This is a genomic window from Delftia sp. PE138 (genome assembly GCF_018320755.1).
GTDB lineage: Bacteria > Pseudomonadota > Gammaproteobacteria > Burkholderiales > Burkholderiaceae_C > Comamonas > Comamonas tsuruhatensis.
Genome location: NZ_JABEPN010000005.1, coordinates 258,575 through 274,250, shown reverse-complemented (window position 1 = coordinate 274,250; position 15,676 = coordinate 258,575). Strand labels below are relative to the sequence as shown.

Annotated in this window: 12 protein-coding genes and 3 tRNA genes; 14 read left to right on the top strand and 1 reads right to left on the bottom strand. The window is 64.9% G+C overall.

What is annotated here, in order from left to right:
* Positions 1-18: 18 nt before the first annotated feature.
* The 14 genes from HFGMBDPB_RS18665 (at position 19) to HFGMBDPB_RS18595 (ending at position 14,871) form a co-directional block, all read left to right on the top strand.
* Positions 19-1,005 carry a Bug family tripartite tricarboxylate transporter substrate binding protein gene (locus HFGMBDPB_RS18665; RefSeq protein ID WP_212645998.1) on the top strand — a complete coding sequence of 329 codons (987 nt, stop codon included), beginning with the start codon at positions 19-21 and terminating at the stop codon, positions 1,003-1,005.
* A gap of 58 nt (positions 1,006-1,063) precedes the next feature.
* Entirely contained in the window at positions 1,064-3,016 is a 1,953-nt protein-coding gene (uvrC, locus tag HFGMBDPB_RS18660) for an excinuclease ABC subunit UvrC (RefSeq protein ID WP_046237912.1), read from the top strand.
* A 77-nt stretch (positions 3,017-3,093) separates the two neighbouring features.
* Positions 3,094-3,663 carry a CDP-diacylglycerol--glycerol-3-phosphate 3-phosphatidyltransferase gene (gene pgsA / locus HFGMBDPB_RS18655; RefSeq protein WP_026062576.1) on the top strand — a complete coding sequence of 190 codons (570 nt, stop codon included), beginning with the start codon at positions 3,094-3,096 and terminating at the stop codon, positions 3,661-3,663.
* Between the two features lie 452 nt (positions 3,664-4,115).
* Entirely contained in the window at positions 4,116-4,388 is a 273-nt protein-coding gene (locus tag HFGMBDPB_RS18650; RefSeq protein ID WP_012204727.1) for an HU family DNA-binding protein, read from the top strand.
* A 14-nt stretch (positions 4,389-4,402) separates the two neighbouring features.
* A tRNA-Val gene (locus tag HFGMBDPB_RS18645) sits at positions 4,403-4,478 on the top strand.
* 57 nt (positions 4,479-4,535) lie between these two features.
* Complete coding sequence (locus HFGMBDPB_RS18640; protein WP_016445403.1) at positions 4,536-6,431, top strand: SurA N-terminal domain-containing protein; 1,896 nt, start codon at positions 4,536-4,538, stop codon at positions 6,429-6,431.
* 74 nt (positions 6,432-6,505) lie between these two features.
* Positions 6,506-6,581 (top strand) — tRNA-His (locus tag HFGMBDPB_RS18635).
* A gap of 269 nt (positions 6,582-6,850) precedes the next feature.
* Positions 6,851-6,926, top strand: a tRNA-His gene (locus HFGMBDPB_RS18630).
* A 455-nt stretch (positions 6,927-7,381) separates the two neighbouring features.
* Positions 7,382-7,894, top strand: a complete 513-nt coding sequence (locus HFGMBDPB_RS29935; RefSeq protein WP_034364911.1) for a GspH/FimT family pseudopilin — start codon at positions 7,382-7,384, stop codon at positions 7,892-7,894.
* A gap of 23 nt (positions 7,895-7,917) precedes the next feature.
* A complete protein-coding gene (pilV, locus tag HFGMBDPB_RS18615) occupies positions 7,918-8,439 on the top strand; it encodes a type IV pilus modification protein PilV (protein WP_249343546.1) in 522 nt (173 codons plus the stop codon).
* A gap of 28 nt (positions 8,440-8,467) precedes the next feature.
* Positions 8,468-9,262: a prepilin-type N-terminal cleavage/methylation domain-containing protein gene (locus HFGMBDPB_RS18610; protein WP_212645995.1), complete on the top strand. Its 795-nt coding sequence runs from the start codon at positions 8,468-8,470 to the stop codon at positions 9,260-9,262.
* Positions 9,259-9,852 (top strand): pilus assembly PilX family protein, encoded by a 594-nt coding sequence (locus tag HFGMBDPB_RS18605; protein WP_047327167.1) that lies wholly within the window; start codon positions 9,259-9,261, stop codon positions 9,850-9,852. Before HFGMBDPB_RS18610 ends, HFGMBDPB_RS18605 begins: the two co-directional genes overlap by 4 nt.
* A gap of 46 nt (positions 9,853-9,898) precedes the next feature.
* Positions 9,899-14,377 carry a pilus assembly protein gene (locus tag HFGMBDPB_RS18600; protein ID WP_249343543.1) on the top strand — a complete coding sequence of 1,493 codons (4,479 nt, stop codon included), beginning with the start codon at positions 9,899-9,901 and terminating at the stop codon, positions 14,375-14,377.
* An 80-nt stretch (positions 14,378-14,457) separates the two neighbouring features.
* The gene (locus HFGMBDPB_RS18595; protein ID WP_174538912.1) at positions 14,458-14,871 is read left to right on the top strand and encodes a type IV pilin protein; all 414 of its coding nucleotides are present in this window, start codon (positions 14,458-14,460) and stop codon (positions 14,869-14,871) included.
* A gap of 105 nt (positions 14,872-14,976) precedes the next feature.
* On the opposite strand, the gene HFGMBDPB_RS18590 is transcribed toward HFGMBDPB_RS18595, so the two are convergent.
* Positions 14,977-15,666, bottom strand: coding sequence for a hydrolase (locus tag HFGMBDPB_RS18590; RefSeq protein ID WP_016445410.1), 690 nt, complete (start codon positions 15,664-15,666; stop codon positions 14,977-14,979).
* Positions 15,667-15,676: the final 10 nt, after the last annotated feature.

Below are 15,676 nucleotides of genomic sequence, written 5' to 3'. Positions count from 1 at the left end.
CAAACCAAGGAGACAAAGATGAAGAAGATTCAATGCAGACAGATCGCAGCCGTGGCCATGGCCATCGCAGGACTGGGCCTGGGCGGCACGGCCGCGCTGGCCCAGGGCGGCTACCCCGCCAAGACCATCACCATGATCGTGCCGGCCGCAGCCGGCGGCACCACCGACCTGGCCGCGCGCATGGCGGCCCAGGCGCTGGCGCCGGTGATCGGCCAGTCGGTGGTGGTGGACAACAAGGGCGGTGGCAACGGCTCCATCGCGGCCAGCCTGGTCAAGCGTGCCGAGGCCGATGGCTACACCCTGCTCATGCAGTACTCGGGCTACCACGTGATCTCGCCCCACCTGACCAAGACCCGCACCTGGGAGCAGGGCGACTTCCAGCCCGTGGCCAATGTGCTGTCGGCGCCGCAGATCATCGTGGTGCGGTCCGAGCTGCCCGTGAAGACGCTGGCCGAACTCGTGGCCTATGCCAAGGCCAACCCGGGCAAGCTGAACTACGCCTCTTCCGGCAACGGATCGCTGCAGCACGTGACGGGCGCCATGCTGGAGCAGCAGGCCGGCATCAAGATGGTCCACGTCCCCTACAAGGGCACCGGCCCCGCGCTGCAGGACCTGCTGGGTGGCCAGGTGGACCTGACCTTCGGCACGGCGCCGCCCTTCATGCCCCATGTGCAAAGCGGCAAGCTGCGCGTGCTGGCCGTCACCGGCACGCAGCGCCTGCCCAGCCTGCCGGATGCGCCCACCACGGCCGAGGCCGGCTACGCAGGCGTCAACGCCACCTCCTGGTTTGCCGTGTTCGCGCCCGCCGCCACGCCCAGGCCCGTGATCGACAAGCTCACGGCCGACCTCAAGAAGGTGGTGGAGAACCCGGCCTTCAAGCAAAAGGCGCAGGAGCAGGGCGCCACTGCCGACTACATGAACCCGCAGCAGCTCGGCGCCATGGTCAAGACCGACTGGGCCAACTGGGCCCAGGTGGTCAAGTCCTCGAAGATCGAGGCCGAGTAAGAGCCCGAGGGCCCGCAGGCCCGCTGCGGCGTGCCCGGGCAGCGGCCACAATAGGCGCATGTCCGAACCCCATTCCGATGAACTGCTGGCCCAGGTGGCAGCGCTGCCGGGCCTGCCCGGCGTCTACCGCTATTTCGACGCGGCAGGCACGCTGCTGTACGTGGGCAAGGCCATCAACCTCAAGCGCCGCGTCTCCAGCTACTTCACCAAGAACCATGGCGGCACGCGCATAGGCCACATGGTGAGCAAGATCGCCCGCATGGAGACCACGGTGGTGCGCTCCGAGGCCGAGGCCCTGCTGCTCGAAAACAATCTGATCAAGACGCAGCAACCCAAGTACAACATCCTGTTCAGGGACGACAAGAGCTATCCCTATCTGAAGATCACCGGCGTGGCCGCGCGCGACGGCCGGGATGGCGAGCCGGCCCACCAGCTCTTCGCCCGCATGGCCTACTACCGCGGCGCCGTGGACAAGCGCCACCGCTACTTCGGCCCCTATCCCAATGCCTGGGCCGTCAAGGAAAGCATCCAGCTGCTGCAAAAGGTCTTCAGGCTGCGCACCTGCGAGGACACGGTCTTCGCCAACCGCTCGCGGCCCTGCCTGCTCTACCAGATCAAGCGCTGCTCCGGCCCCTGCGTGGACCTGATCTCGCCCGAAGCCTATGCGCTGGATGTGCGCAATGCCGAGGCCATGCTGCGCGGCGAGACCCAGGAACTGCTGCGCCAGCTGGAGGCCCGCATGATGGAGCACGCCGGGCGCATGGAATACGAGCAGGCCGCCGAGGTGCGCAACCAGATGACGGCACTGTCGCGCGTGCTGCACCAGCAGGTCATAGAAACCGCCGACGACCGCGACGTGGACATCCTCGCCGTGAAGGTGCAGGGCGGCCGCGCCTGCGTGAACCTGGCCATGGTGCGCGGCGGCCGCCACCTGGGCGACCGGCCGTACTTTCCCGCCAACCTGGGCGATGCCGCCTCGGTCTACGCCGGCGAGGAAGAGGCCAGTCTTGCCGAGTCCGCGCGCCCGGTCGAGGAGATCGTGCTGGAGGCCTTCATCGCCCAGCACTACACCGGCGTGGCCGTGCCGCCCGTGCTCATCGTCAGCCACCCGGTGGACAAGAAACTGCTGGCGCTGCTGAGCGAGCAAGGCGGCGTGCGCATCACCGCCGTGCAGCAGCCGCGCGAGCAGCGGCGCATCTGGCTGGAGATGGCGCAAAAAAACGCCGACATCCAGATGGCCCGCCTGCTGGCCGAAGAAGGCTCGCAGCAGGCGCGCACGCGCGCGCTGGTCGAGGCGCTGGACCTGGCCTGCGAGAACCTGGACGAACTCACCATCGAATGCTTCGACATCTCGCACACGGCAGGCGAGGCCACGCAGGCCTCCTGCGTGGTCTTCCATCACCACAAGATGCAAAGCAGCGAATACCGGCGCTTCAACATCGAAGGCATCACGGGCGGCGACGACTATGCCGCCATGCGCCAGGTGCTGACGCGCCGCTACAGCCGCGTGGCCGAGGCGCAAAGAGAGGCGGGCGGTGCCGAGCTCACCGGCAAGCAGCCGCAACTGCCGGACCTGGTACTGGTCGACGGTGGCAAGGGCCAGGTCAGCATGGCGCGCGAAGTCTTCGAGCAGCTGGGGCTCGATGTCTCGCGCATCGTGGGCGTGGAAAAGGGCGAGGGGCGCAAGGTCGGCCTGGAAGAACTGGTCTTTGCCGACGGGCGCGAGAAGATCTACCTGGGCTACGACTCGGCCGCGCTGATGCTGGTGGCCCAGATCCGCGACGAGGCCCACCGCTTCGCCATCACCGGCATGCGCGCGGCGCGCGCCAAGGTGCGCGTGGGCGGCGGCAAGCTCGAGGAGATTCCGGGCGTGGGCCCCAAGAAGCGCGCGCGCCTGCTGCAGCGCTTCGGCGGCGTGCGCGGCGTGTCGGAAGCCACGGTGGAAGACCTGTGCAGCGTGGACGGCATCTCGGCCGCGCTGGCTGAAGATATCTACCGTGCATTGCATTGAAACGACTGTCCCGCGGGCTGCACCGCAGGCCCGCAAACAGAACCTCAAACACCAAGGTACGTGACACAATGGCGGCCATGTTTCTCACAATCCCCACCTTGATGACCTGTACGCGGATCGTCGCGATTCCGCTGATCGTCGGGGTGTTCTATGCGCCTTTCGACGTGGCGACCCGCAACCTGGTCGCCACGGTCATGTTCATCGTCTTCGCGGCCACCGACTGGCTCGACGGCTACCTAGCGCGCAAGCTCAACCAGACATCGGCCTTCGGCGCCTTCCTCGATCCCGTGGCCGACAAGTTCCTGGTCTGCGCCTCGCTGCTGGTGCTGGTGCATCTGCAGCGCACCGATGTGTTCGTGGCCCTGATCATCATCGGCCGCGAGATCGCCATCTCGGCCCTGCGCGAATGGATGGCCCACCTGGGCGCGGGCAAGAGCGTGGCCGTGCACATGCTGGGCAAGCTCAAGACCACGGCGCAGATGGTGGCCATCCCCTTCCTGCTGTACGACGGCCGTGTGTTCGGCATGATCGACACCGGCGTCTGGGGCCAGGTGCTGATCTGGGTGGCGGCGGTGCTCACCGTCTGGTCGATGGTCTACTACCTGCAAAAAGCCCTGCCGGAGATCCGCGCGCGGGTCACGCACTGAGGGCGTTGCGGATCGCTCCCCCAGCCCATGCGCCTGACATGCGGGGCGGTCTGGGGTGCTCTTCTTTTGGAAGCATATGAGTGAGGCAGGGCAGCTGCTGCAGCCTTGCCGGCGCGCAGCGCCAAGGCGCATTGCAGCACTGGCAAGGCCTGCGGCGGGCAAGTCCATTGTCAACCCTTGTCAATTCGTGAAGCCGCTAGCACCCGCTGCGCGCAAAAAACCGGCCGCAAAGCCAAAGCTGGCGCCAAAACCGCATAGAATCGTGCCCTGTCGTTGCGATGCACAGCGTGCATTGACACCTGGAAGGTCGATGGCTTTAATTCACCGATGCCTGCCCCGAGGCAAGCGTCGAACGGCAAGCCAGATTCCGTATCCGTCGCGCCGGGTTTCTGGTCGCGCCAAGTTGGTGGCCGCAGAGACATTCCATTCACTTATTTCTCCAGAGGCATCTTGTGAATAAAACCGAACTGATTGAGCACATCGCTAACAACGCCGACATCTCCAAGGCTGCGGCTGCTCGCGCACTGGATTCCACGATTGAGGCTGTGAAGAAAACCCTCAAAAAGGGTGGTACAGTGTCGCTCGTTGGTTTTGGTACATTCGCCGTTGGCAAGCGCGCCGCCCGCACGGGCCGCAACCCCCGCACCGGCGAGACCATCAAGATCAAGGCCGCCAAGGTTCCCAAGTTCCGTCCGGGCAAGGCATTGAAGGATGCCCTGAACTGACACCAGTCAAGGTGGGGTGCTTAGCTCAGTTGGTAGAGCGGCGCCCTTACAAGGCGTAGGTCGGCGGTTCGACCCCGTCAGCACCCACCAAGAACAAAAGGCGAACGAAAGTTCGCCTTTTCTATTTCTGCCACTGAAAGACAGACCATGTTCGAATCCATCCGCAAGCATTCCAAGTTCGTGATGATCTTGTTGTTCTTGCTGATCATTCCCTCGTTCATCTTCGTGGGGGTCAACCAGAACTACTTCACCGAATCCAGCGTGATCGTCGCGCGTGTGGATGGACATGAGATCAAACAGGCCGACTGGGAGAACGCGCACCGCATGGAAAGCGACCGCCTGCGCGCCGAGAACCCCAACGTCGACCCCAAGCTGCTGGATTCGCCGCAGGCGCGCTACGCCACGCTGGAGAAGATGGTGCGTGACCAGGTGCTGGCCGCTGCCGTGCAGAAGATGCACCTGGCCGCATCGGATGCACAGCTGGTGCGCACGCTGCAGGAGATTCCCGCGATTGCCGCGCTCAAGAAGCCGGATGGCTCCATGGATGCCGAAGCCTACCGCGCCCTGGTCGGATCGCAGGGCCTGACGCCTGAGGGCTTCGAGGCCAATCTGCGCCGCGAACTGTCCATGAACCAGGTGATGGGTGGCGTCACGGGCACGGCCTTTGCGACCGACGCCCAGGTCAAGCAGGCCATCGATGCGCTGTACCAGCGCCGCGAAGTGCAGGTGGCACGCTTCGAAGCCAGCGCCTACGCCAGCAAGGTCCAGCCCACCGAGGCCGACCTCAAGGCCTACTACGACGCCCACACCAGCCAGTTCCAGCAACTGGAGCAGGCCAAGGTGGAATACCTGCTGCTGGATGTGCCCAGCATCGAGGCCGGCATCACGCTGAGCGAAGACGATGTGCGTTCCTACTACAACCAGAACGCCGAGCGCCTGGCCGGTCCCGAGGAGCGCCGCGCCAGCCACATCCTGATCAACGCATCCAAGGATGCCCCCGCGGCAGAGCAGGAGAAAGCCAAGGCCAAGGCCGAGGAACTGCTGGCCGAGCTGCGCAAGGACCCCAAGCGCTTCGCCGAGCTGGCCAAGGCCAACTCGCAGGACGGCGGCTCCGCTGCATCGGGTGGCGACCTGGGCTACTTCGGCCGTGGTGCCATGGTCAAGCCGTTCGAGGATGCAGCCTTCGGCATGAAGGTCGGCGACATCAGCGACGTGGTGCACAGCGACTTCGGCTACCACATCATCTCGCTGGTGGACATCAAGAAGCCCAAGGCGCCGAGCTTCGAGCAGATGCGTCCCAAGCTGGAGGCTGAACTCAAGCAGCAGCAGGCGCAGCGCAAGTTCGCCGAACTGGCGGAAGGCTTCTCCAACGCGGTCTACGAGCAGTCGGACAGCCTGCAGCCCGTGGCCGAGAAGTTCAAGCTCACCGTGCAAAAGGCAGACCATGTGACGCGCCAGCCCGGCCCCAACGTCAAGGGCCCCCTGGCCAATCCCCGTTTCCTGGAGGCGCTGTTCTCCAGCGATTCGCTCAACAACAAGCGCAACACCGATGCGGTGGAGCTGGGTTCCAACCAGTTGGTGGCCGGCCGCGTGGTGGAGTACACGCCTGCCCGCACGCTGCCCATGGCCGAGGTCGGCGACAAGCTGCGCACCCTGTATGTGGCGCAAAAATCCGCCGAACTGGCCAAGGCCGATGGCGAAGCCAAGCTCGCCGCATGGAAGGCCAAGCCTGACGCGGCGCAATTGCCCGCAGCCAAGGTGATCAGCCGTGACCAGCCCGAAGGCCAGTCGCGCGAAGTGGTGGACGCTGCCCTGCGTGCGCCCACGGCCCAGCTGCCTGCATGGACGGGTGTTGACCTGGGCGCGCAAGGCTATGCCGTGGTCAAGATCAACCGCATCGTCGAGCGTCCGGCCGATGATGCGCAGGCGGCTGCCGCGCAGAAGCAGGACTTCCTGCGAAGCTCGGCCGTGGCGGAAGCTATGGCATACTACGAGCTTCTCAAGAAACAGCTCAAGGTGCAGATCAAGGTCCCGCGCCCCTGATGAGGGAAATTTCTAGAAAAACAGAAATTTCAGAAATCAAGCAGTTTTTTGGAATAGAATAGCGTTCTTCTACGGTGGCTGTAGCTCAGTTGGTAGAGTCCAGGATTGTGATTCCTGTTGTCGTGGGTTCGAGCCCCATCAGCCACCCCAAATAAAAAAATCCCCAGAGCAGAAATGCTCTGGGGATTTTTGCTTTGGGCGGCAGGGGGACTGCTTGTGCCCGGCAGCTTGTGCCCGGCAGCTTCAGGTGCGCCGGACAAGGTCCCTGCCGGCTGTGGCTGCATGGAGGATGGCGCCATCCTGCCCCTTGCCCGCTTCCCCCGATGCGCCGTTGTTCCTGCTGCACCCGATCCGTCACGCAACGCCTGTTCCAAAGCATTTGCCTGCTGGTTTTTGGCATATAATCGAATGCTTCAACGGTGGCTGTAGCTCAGTTGGTAGAGTCCAGGATTGTGATTCCTGTTGTCGTGGGTTCGAGCCCCATCAGCCACCCCAAACAAGAAAATCCCCAGTGCAGAAATGCACTGGGGATTTTTGCTTTGGGCGCAAACTTTATCTTCCTCGGGCTGGAAGCAGACGGGATATTCGCATGGCCAATTGCGCTGCGGCTGGATTGCGGCCGCGCATGCTGCGGTGGATTTTCAGGCGCTTGGTGCGAGGCCTGCCTGCCTGACTTCGGGACCTGCCGTATCGCCACCGTGGCCATGCCATGCCCGTTGCGCGGGCCGTCCCGCCGAGCTTGCGTGCACGGACGGCGGGCCGGGCTTGCTGGATGGGGTGTTGCGCTTTGCGCAGGTTTTTATAAGACAAGTCCTATATTTGTCCCATAACCTGTGTCAATAGGTGTTCCAAATTGCCTTTGCATTACGATTGCAAACATCAATCAAGAGCAATGGCGCAGGGCTTGCAGGCCTGTCGCATGGTTCCCCGGCAACGAGAAGCACGCTTGCATGAAAAACCCCGGTTACACGCGCAACGGCTGTCCAGGCGGCACGTGGCAATGGCCCCGTGGCTTCACCCTCATCGAGATGATGGTGGTGGTGGCGCTGGTCGCGATTCTGGCCGCTCTGGCCGCTCCTTCCTTCATCGCTCAAATAGCCAACCAGCGCGTCAGCTCGGCTGCGCTCGAGTTGCAGTCGTTGCTGCAGCTGGCTCGCTCCGAAGCGGTCTACAAACGGGTGGAAAGCAGCTTCGTGGGCGCGGGGCAGACATGGTCCGCCAAGTCGGGCGGGCAACTGGTGCGCGAGGCCCGGGTGCCTGATGCCGTGACCGTCTCGCCCTCCGGTGATTCTTCCCAGGGTGTCCTGTTCGAAACCACGGGGACCGCCAGGCAGTTCTCCGGCGCCAGCACGCTGTACACGCTGACCGTCACGGCTCACCATGCCACGCGCATGCAATGCCTGAGAGTGACTCGCGCCGGGCTTGTGCGCCAGCAGCGGCTGCCTGCCGGCGGCAGTTGCTGATGCGCGTGCAACGGGTCTGCCACATGTCCATTCCTTTTCCTTCTCGCAGGCAACGCGGCGCAGGCCTTATCGAGGTACTCGTCGCCGTGCTGCTGGTGGCCGTGGGGCTGCTGGGCGCCGTGCGCATCCATGTGCGTGCCATTGAATACACCGTGGATACCGAGCGGCGCCAGATGGCATCCATGCTGGCTTCCGAGCTGCTGGAGACCCTGCGGGGCGACACGGCCACGGTCCTGGACGCGAAGGGCGTGCCCGTGGCGGAACTGGGCGGCTACCAGAAGCTGGAGGGTGCCGCGATGCCCGCGGCACCCGTGGCCTGCCAGCCTTTGCCCCAGCCGCGGGCGCAGCGCCTGGCCTGCTGGGGCGAGCGGGCCCGCAAGCTGGTGCCCGATCTCACCGAGGACCGCATCGACAGCTCCTTCGCCGTGAGCGCCGATGCCGACGGCCTGGTGTCCGTGACGGTGGCCTGGCCGGTCAAGAAAGGCCAATGTCTGGATGGAAGCGACAATGAATTTTGCACATTCACGCTGCGGTCGCGGCTTTGAGCGCGGGCCGGGCGCACGGGCGTGCCGCATGCGCATGCCGTCCCAGGCGGGCCTGTCCCTGGTGGAGATTCTGGTGGCGCTGGCCATCGGCCTGTTCCTCGTGCTGATTGCCACCACCATCTACATGCAGGGGCTGTCGAGCTTCGGTTTTCGCGTGGGGCAGAGCGAGAACCTCGGCAACAGCAGGCTGGCGCTGGCCGTGCTGGACTCCGAGTTCTCCAAGGCAGGCTACAGGAGAGACCCTTCGCAGGCGATGTTCGACGCATTTCCTGCCGATTCCTCGCCCCATCCCAACGGCTGCCAGTTCGCCCAGGGACAGGCGCTCTACGCGGCTGACGCGCAGACCATCTGCCTTCGCTTCCAGCCCCGGGACGCTGCGGAAACCGACTGTGCGGGCACGCCGGCGAACCTGGGGGCCGCCGGCCCCTATGACGCTCCGGCGCCGGCGACCGGCATGTTCGCGGAGAAATACACCGTCGAAAGTGGTGTGCTGGTCTGCCGGGCCGCGCAGGAGGTTGTGCCGCTCGCCGATGGCGTGCGGGCGGTGCATTTCGAGTTCGGCATCGATCGGCAGACAGCGCCCGGCGCGATACGCAGGGTCGATGCCTTCACGGCCACGTTGCCCGGGAAGCAGGAAGCCATCCGTTCCCTGCGCCTTGCCCTCTTGCTGGAAAGCTCCGGCAAGGTGACGCAGGGCATGGCCTCCACCGTCTGCGAGCGTTGGGCGCAACTGGGCGGCGCCCGGGCCCGATGCGATGCGAATGCCGGCTCCCTGCTGCAACTGGCCACCGGCACGCTCACCCTGAGGAATCTGATGCCATGACCGCGCTGATCGGAGCCCGGAGCCGCCGCTGCATGTCCTGTGTCCTGCACGGGCGCCAGCGCGGCAATGCCTTGCTGGTGTCCATGATCATGCTGCTGCTGGTGTTGCTGCTGGCGGTGGTCGGCATGCGCGTGGCCACGCTGGAGGCACGCATCGCCGCCAACATGGTGGATAGCCAGCGGCTGTATGAAACCGCGGATGGCACGCTGCGAGAAGGCGAGCGCAAGCTGCTGGAGCATGCCGTCGCACTCAAGCCTTGCAATGGCGCCGGCACTCCGGTGGCCGAGGGCAGCGGCATTCCCTGCTCGGTATCCGATGTGCGTACGGACTCCATCGGGCTCGGTACGGATTTCCGGACGACCAAGGCCAAGGCGGCCGGGTTTCAGAAGCCCGATGGGTACTGGTATCCCCGATACATCACGACCGCCTGTCCCAAGTCGGGTAGTGCGACGTCCGCGCTGGATGCACCCGCCACCGGCTGCACGGACTTCTATGAGGTCAATGCCCAGGCCACGGAAAAGGAGCAGGCCCAGGCCTGCGGAGCGCATGCGCTGTGCCTGCGGTCCAGCGTCAACATGTTCATAAAGTAAGCAGGGGGAGGGAGCTTCAATGGCTCGCATTGCAAGTTGGAAGACCATGCATGGTCCGAGGGGGCGCCAGGGCCGGGCACGCGCGTGGCCGGCCCTGGCGCTGTGGACGTGCGCATTGGCACTGGCCAGTACGCCGGCGCATGCCCAGGGGCGCGCGGACACCGTGCTGTCCCAGATGCCGCTGTTCGTGAACCAGGCGCTGGCGCCCTTGAACATGCTGGTGATGGGGCGTGACCACAAGCTGTACTACGAGGCCTACAACGATGCCTCCGACCTCAACGGCGACGGTGTGATCGATGTCGGGTACAAGCCGGACCAGATCGACTACTACGGCTACTTCAACAACAACGTCTGCTACAGCTATTCCAAGGGTGTTTTCGTGCCCTCGCAGGCAGCGACCGGAAGCAACAGGAAAAAGTGCTCGAACCACTGGAGCGGCGACTTCCTGAACTATCTGGGCACATCGCGCATGGACGCCATACGCCGCGTGCTCTATGGCGGCATGCGTGCGGAGGACACGGCTTCGCGCACCGTTTTGCAGACCGCCTACATTCCCAGGGATGCGCACAGCTGGGGCAAGGCCTATGACCCTGCGCGGGATGCCAAGGTCTACAGCATTTCGGACTATGCGCCGCTGCGCCCGCCGGCGGTCGGCACGCGCCATCTGTTTGCCGTCACCACGCTGGGGGAGGCCGCTGGCGTCATCACCCAGTTGCGCGTGCTCAATGACTCCTCGTTCCAGATCTGGGACTGGGTGTCCCAGGAGGGCTTTGCAGGGCAGAGCAACTGTGCAGGCGGCAATTCGTGCGCGCGGGCCAGCAGCAGGATCACCGACTACAACCTGCTTGTGGAGGCCTGCTCCAGCAGCAATGTCCAGTTGCTCGAGGCCAGCTGCAAGGCCTATCCCAACGGCGGCAAGACCGTCTACAAGCCCACGGGGCTGCTGCACGACTTCGGGGAGAACGGGAAGATGTACTTCGGCCTGCTCACAGGCTCGTACGAGAAAAACATCGCCGGCGGCGTGCTGCGCCGCAATATCGGCAATTTCGCAGAGGAAGTCGACCCTCAGACGGGCCAGTTCAAGACGGGTGTCAATGGCGTGGTCGCCAACATAGACCGCCAGCGGCTGATCGGCTACACCGGCGGCAAATACGTGGAATGCGGCTGGATCACGTCCGGCCCCATCAGTTCGCTGGACAAGCCTTCGAAGTGCGCCATGTGGGGCAATCCCATCAGCGAGATGATGTTCGAGACCATGCGCTATTTCAGCGGCGCGTCCCAGGCCCTCGGCATCTATGACTACGCCGGCGGCTCCTCCAAGGATGCGTCCCTGGGTCTGTCCAAGCCCGCCTGGGAAACGCCCTACAGGGCCAAGGCCGAAGGCGGGGGCGGCTACCAGTACTGCTCCCGTCCCGTCATGACGGTGCTCAGCGACATCAATCCCTCCTACGACGGCAAGCTGCCCGGCAGCCGCTACGCGAGCGTCGGTGCCAGCGCCCTCAATGGCTTCAATGTCTCAGACGAGGTGGCGGCCATCGGCTCGGCCGAGCGCATAGACGGGAAGAACTTCTTCATCGGCCAGTCAACATCGGCCAATGCCGACCAGGCTCCTTCGGTCAAGACCATTGCAGACCTGTCCTGGGCGCGCGGCCTGTCTCCTGAGGAGCCCAGCAAGGAAGGCACCTACTATGCCGCAGGCGTGGCCCGTTTCGGCGCCAGGAATGCCATCTTCGGCAACAGCCAGGGCAAGAATGCGCTGAGGACCTACTCCGTGGCCATTGCGTCACCGCTGCCGGAAATACGCTTTCCGATCGGCGGCAAGCGCTTTGTGACCATTGCACCGTTTGCCAAGACCGTCTCCGGCAGTGCCGGTGGCAGCACCGTGAACAATGCGGTCTTCACGCCGACCAACCAGATCGTCGACTACTACGTGGTCAACATTGCCAACACGGGCAAGGCGGACATCGATGCCTCGGTCAATGGCGGGCGGCCCTATGCGGAGTTCCGCATCAACTACGAGGACGTGGAGCAGGGCGCCGACCATGACATGGACGCCATCGCGCGCTACACGATCGCGCTGCAGGCCGATGGCAAGGTGAAGATCGACATGGTGTCCGAATACGCCGCTGGCGGCCTGGGGCAGCACATGGGCTATGTGATCTCGGGCACCACCAAGGACGGCATGTACCTGGAGGTGCGTGACAAGGACACGGCCTCGGCCTACTACGCCTACAACACGCCCCCCAATCGCGATCCGGGCTACTGCCGGGGCAGCATCTCGGCCCAACAGCGCACGGAATGCTCGAACCTGGGGCTCACGGCCACCCGCAGCTTCACTCCCGGCAATGCGACCGATGCGGGCAGCTTCCTGAAGGGACCGCTGTGGTATGCCGCCAAGTACGGCGTGCCGGACCGCGACCCCTCCAAGATCACGGGAGATCCGGACAACTATTTTCTGGTGACCAATGCCGGCACGCTCAAGGACCAATTGACCAAGGCGTTCAACGACATCCTGCAGAACATCGGTTCCGTGACGGCGGTCAGCGTGGACATGCCCACGGCGACACTGGGCGAAGGCGCCGACCTGTACCGGACCACGTTCGAGGTCCAGTACTGGAGCGGCGATGTCATCCGCGAGAAGCTCACCACCAGCGACAGAACGCTGGTGTGGAGCGCGGCGGAACTCCTGTCGGAGCGGTCCGCCGATGACCGCAAGATCTACTACCCCAGCAGGACCGGCAGTGCCGTGTCGCTGAGCCCTTTCACGTACTCCAGTCTCAGCGGGCAGCGTTCCGATGCGTCCTGGCTGGCCGTGCTCAACACGGACCCGGCCACGAACTCCGCCGATGGCCAGGCAAAAAAGCGCATCGAGTTCCTGCGTGGCGAGGTGCGCGATGACTTGCGCGTGCGCAAGCCCCTGGCCAGCGGAAAGCCCAATGTGCTGGGCGACATCGTCAATTCCTCGCTGGTGCGGGTCAAGGGAGGCCTGTACCGCGCCTCCGCTGCGGACAAGCTGGAGGGCAGCGCCACCTATGCCGCCTTTGCCGCGAAGCAGGCTGCCAAGGAGATGCTGTATGTGGGCGCCAACGACGGCATGCTGCACGCCTTCGACGCGACATCTGGCAAGGAGGAGTTCGCCTTCATTCCATCGGGGGTGAAGAATTCGCTCAATGTCCTGACGTCCCGGTATGGCGCGGGCGGCGCTCCCCACCGCTACTTCGTGGACGGGACGCCCGTGGTCTCCGATGTCTACTTCGGCAACGCCTGGCACAGGGTGCTGGTCGGCAGCCTGGGCGCGGGCGGGCGGCAGGTCTTCGCGCTGGACGTCACGGACCCCACCTCCCCCCGGTTGCTGTGGGAGTTCGGCGTTGAACAGGACGAACGCATGGGTTACTCGATGCCCACGCCCGTCGTTGCGCGGCTCAACGACGCCGGCCGGTCCAAGGGCAGGTGGGTGGTATTCCTGTCCAATGGCTACCAGGCGTCGAACAGCGCCTCCGGCGAGTCCAGCCTGTTTGTGCTGGATGTCTCCAGTGGCGAGGTCATCCGGCGCTTTGATCTCGCGGCAGGCATGACGGCCGCAGAGCTGAGCGCGCTGCCTGCGCCGAAGAACGGCCTGTCGCGCGCCGCCGTGGTGGACAACAACGGCGATGGCAAGGTGGACGTGGCCTATGCCGGTGATCTTGCGGGCAATGTATGGCGCGTGGACCTGGCCAGCGGTGCCAGCGGCTCATGGAATGCGCAACTGTTCTTTGTGGCACGCGAGTCCGAACGCAGCGGCGGCAAGCGGCTGTCCATCACCACCGCGCCCTACGTGGTGCGGCACTCCAGCGGCAAGGGCGATGTGGTGGCCTTCGGCACGGGCCGCTTCATGACGGATGACGACAAGCTGGACATGCGCCGGCAATCGGTGTTCGGCGTCTGGGATCGCTACGGCACACCCGCCACGACTGCGCCGCAGCCGCTGCCTACCGCCAGCAAGGGGCGCGGGGACCTGCAGGCCCAGCAGTTCACCCAGGTGAGCGGCTTTCCGGGCAAGTTCGCCCTGTCGGCCAACCCGGTCACCTGGTACAAGGACGCCACCAGCACCGGCGACTCCAATGTGCACAGCTGGGGCTGGTACGTCGATCTGCCGCGCGACGGCGAAAGACTGGTCTACGACATGAGCCTGTACGGGCGGGGACTGGTGTTCACCTCCATCCGGCCGCCGCTGGGCGACCCCTGCTCCGCGGGCCTGGCCAGCACGATCTACGCCATCGATCCCGACACCGGGGGCAAGACCGACTATGTCGCCTTCGATGTGAACGGCGACGGCATCTTCAACGCCTCCGACAACCTGGCAGGCCAGCAGGTCAACGGCCGCGAGGTGGGGCCGGGCCGGCCCACCATCAGCGGCGCGAAGATCTTCGACTCCAGCGGAAAGCCAAGCGGGGCGGGAGACCCAGTCAAGACCGGGGGCGACGATATCAACAGCGGAGTGGACCGGGGGCGACAGAGCTGGCGCCGCCAGCCCGCGAACCCGTGACCGCCATCCCATCCACAACACACAGGGGCCTGCCGGCCCCGGCCGTCTGGCTGGCCCTGCGGGCCCCCGAGGAGAAATGCGTGCGCAGCAAGCTACATGGATTCACGCTGATCGAGCTGATGATCACGGTGGCGGTGGTCGCCATTCTTTCGGCGATCGCCTACCCCTCCTACCAGGAATACGTGCTGCGATCGCGGCGCGTGGAAGCGCAAAGCCTGCTGGGCGAGGCCGCCGCCCGGCAGGAGCGCTGGCGGGCGCAGAACGGCGGCTACACAAGCTCCGTCGCCAACCTCAGGCTGCCCTGGGGGGACAAGTCCGAGAACGGCCACTACACCCTGACGATGGCCACGGCCGCCAATGACGGCGGCTACACGCTCAAGGCCACGCGCACCGGCCGCCAGGCATCGGACAGGCGCTGCGGCGACTACACCCTGAACGCCCTGGGCGTGAAAGGCATATCGCCCCTGGGAACGGTGGAGGACTGCTGGCGCTGAGCGCCACCGGGGCCAGGGTCTCAGTCCTGCGCCTCATCCACAAATTCCACCATGGCCGCCGACACCTTGGGCAAGCGGCCTCGTACCCGTGCCGTGCTACCGCAGTCAGGTGCGTTGCGAATCCAGCTGCTCACCGTTCCTGGCCACTTCCTGCGCCTTGGAGTAGCTTTCGATCAGCAACTGGTACGGCGGGAAGACTGCGCTGTAGGCCTGCGCCCACTGCAACGCGTCCTCACGGTTCCAGGTCTTTTGCACCTCCGAGCACACCGCCGCCGTGTCCATCGGCACGACACCAGCCTGCACGATGCGCGCCAGCGTGATTTCCTGCGCCATTTTCGAGTAGGTCCCCGAGGCGTCGATCACCGCGAAGACCTGGTAGCCCTCGTGCACCGCGGCGATGCTGGGAAAGGCCATGCAGACGCTGGTGATCGTCCCCGCGATGATGAGCTGCCTGCGCCCGGTGGCCTTGACGGCAGCGACGAACTCCGGGTTGTCCCAGGCGTTGATCTCGCCCTTGCGCGCAACGTACCGGGCATGCGGGGCGTACTGGTGGATCTCGGGGATCAAGGGGCCGTTCGGACCCTGCGGCACCGATGCGGTGGTGATGACCGGGATCTTCGCCAGTGTCGCTACCTTGGCGAGTGTGGTGGCATTGGCACGTACCTCGGTGAAGGGCATGTCCTTGATGGTCTGGAACAGGCCGCTTTGATGGTCGATCAGCAGCATCGCCGCATTGTCGGGATCGATGACCGGGCGGGCGCCGTTGAAGTTGGCGATGGTTTGGGGTGTGCTCACGGTCTTCTCC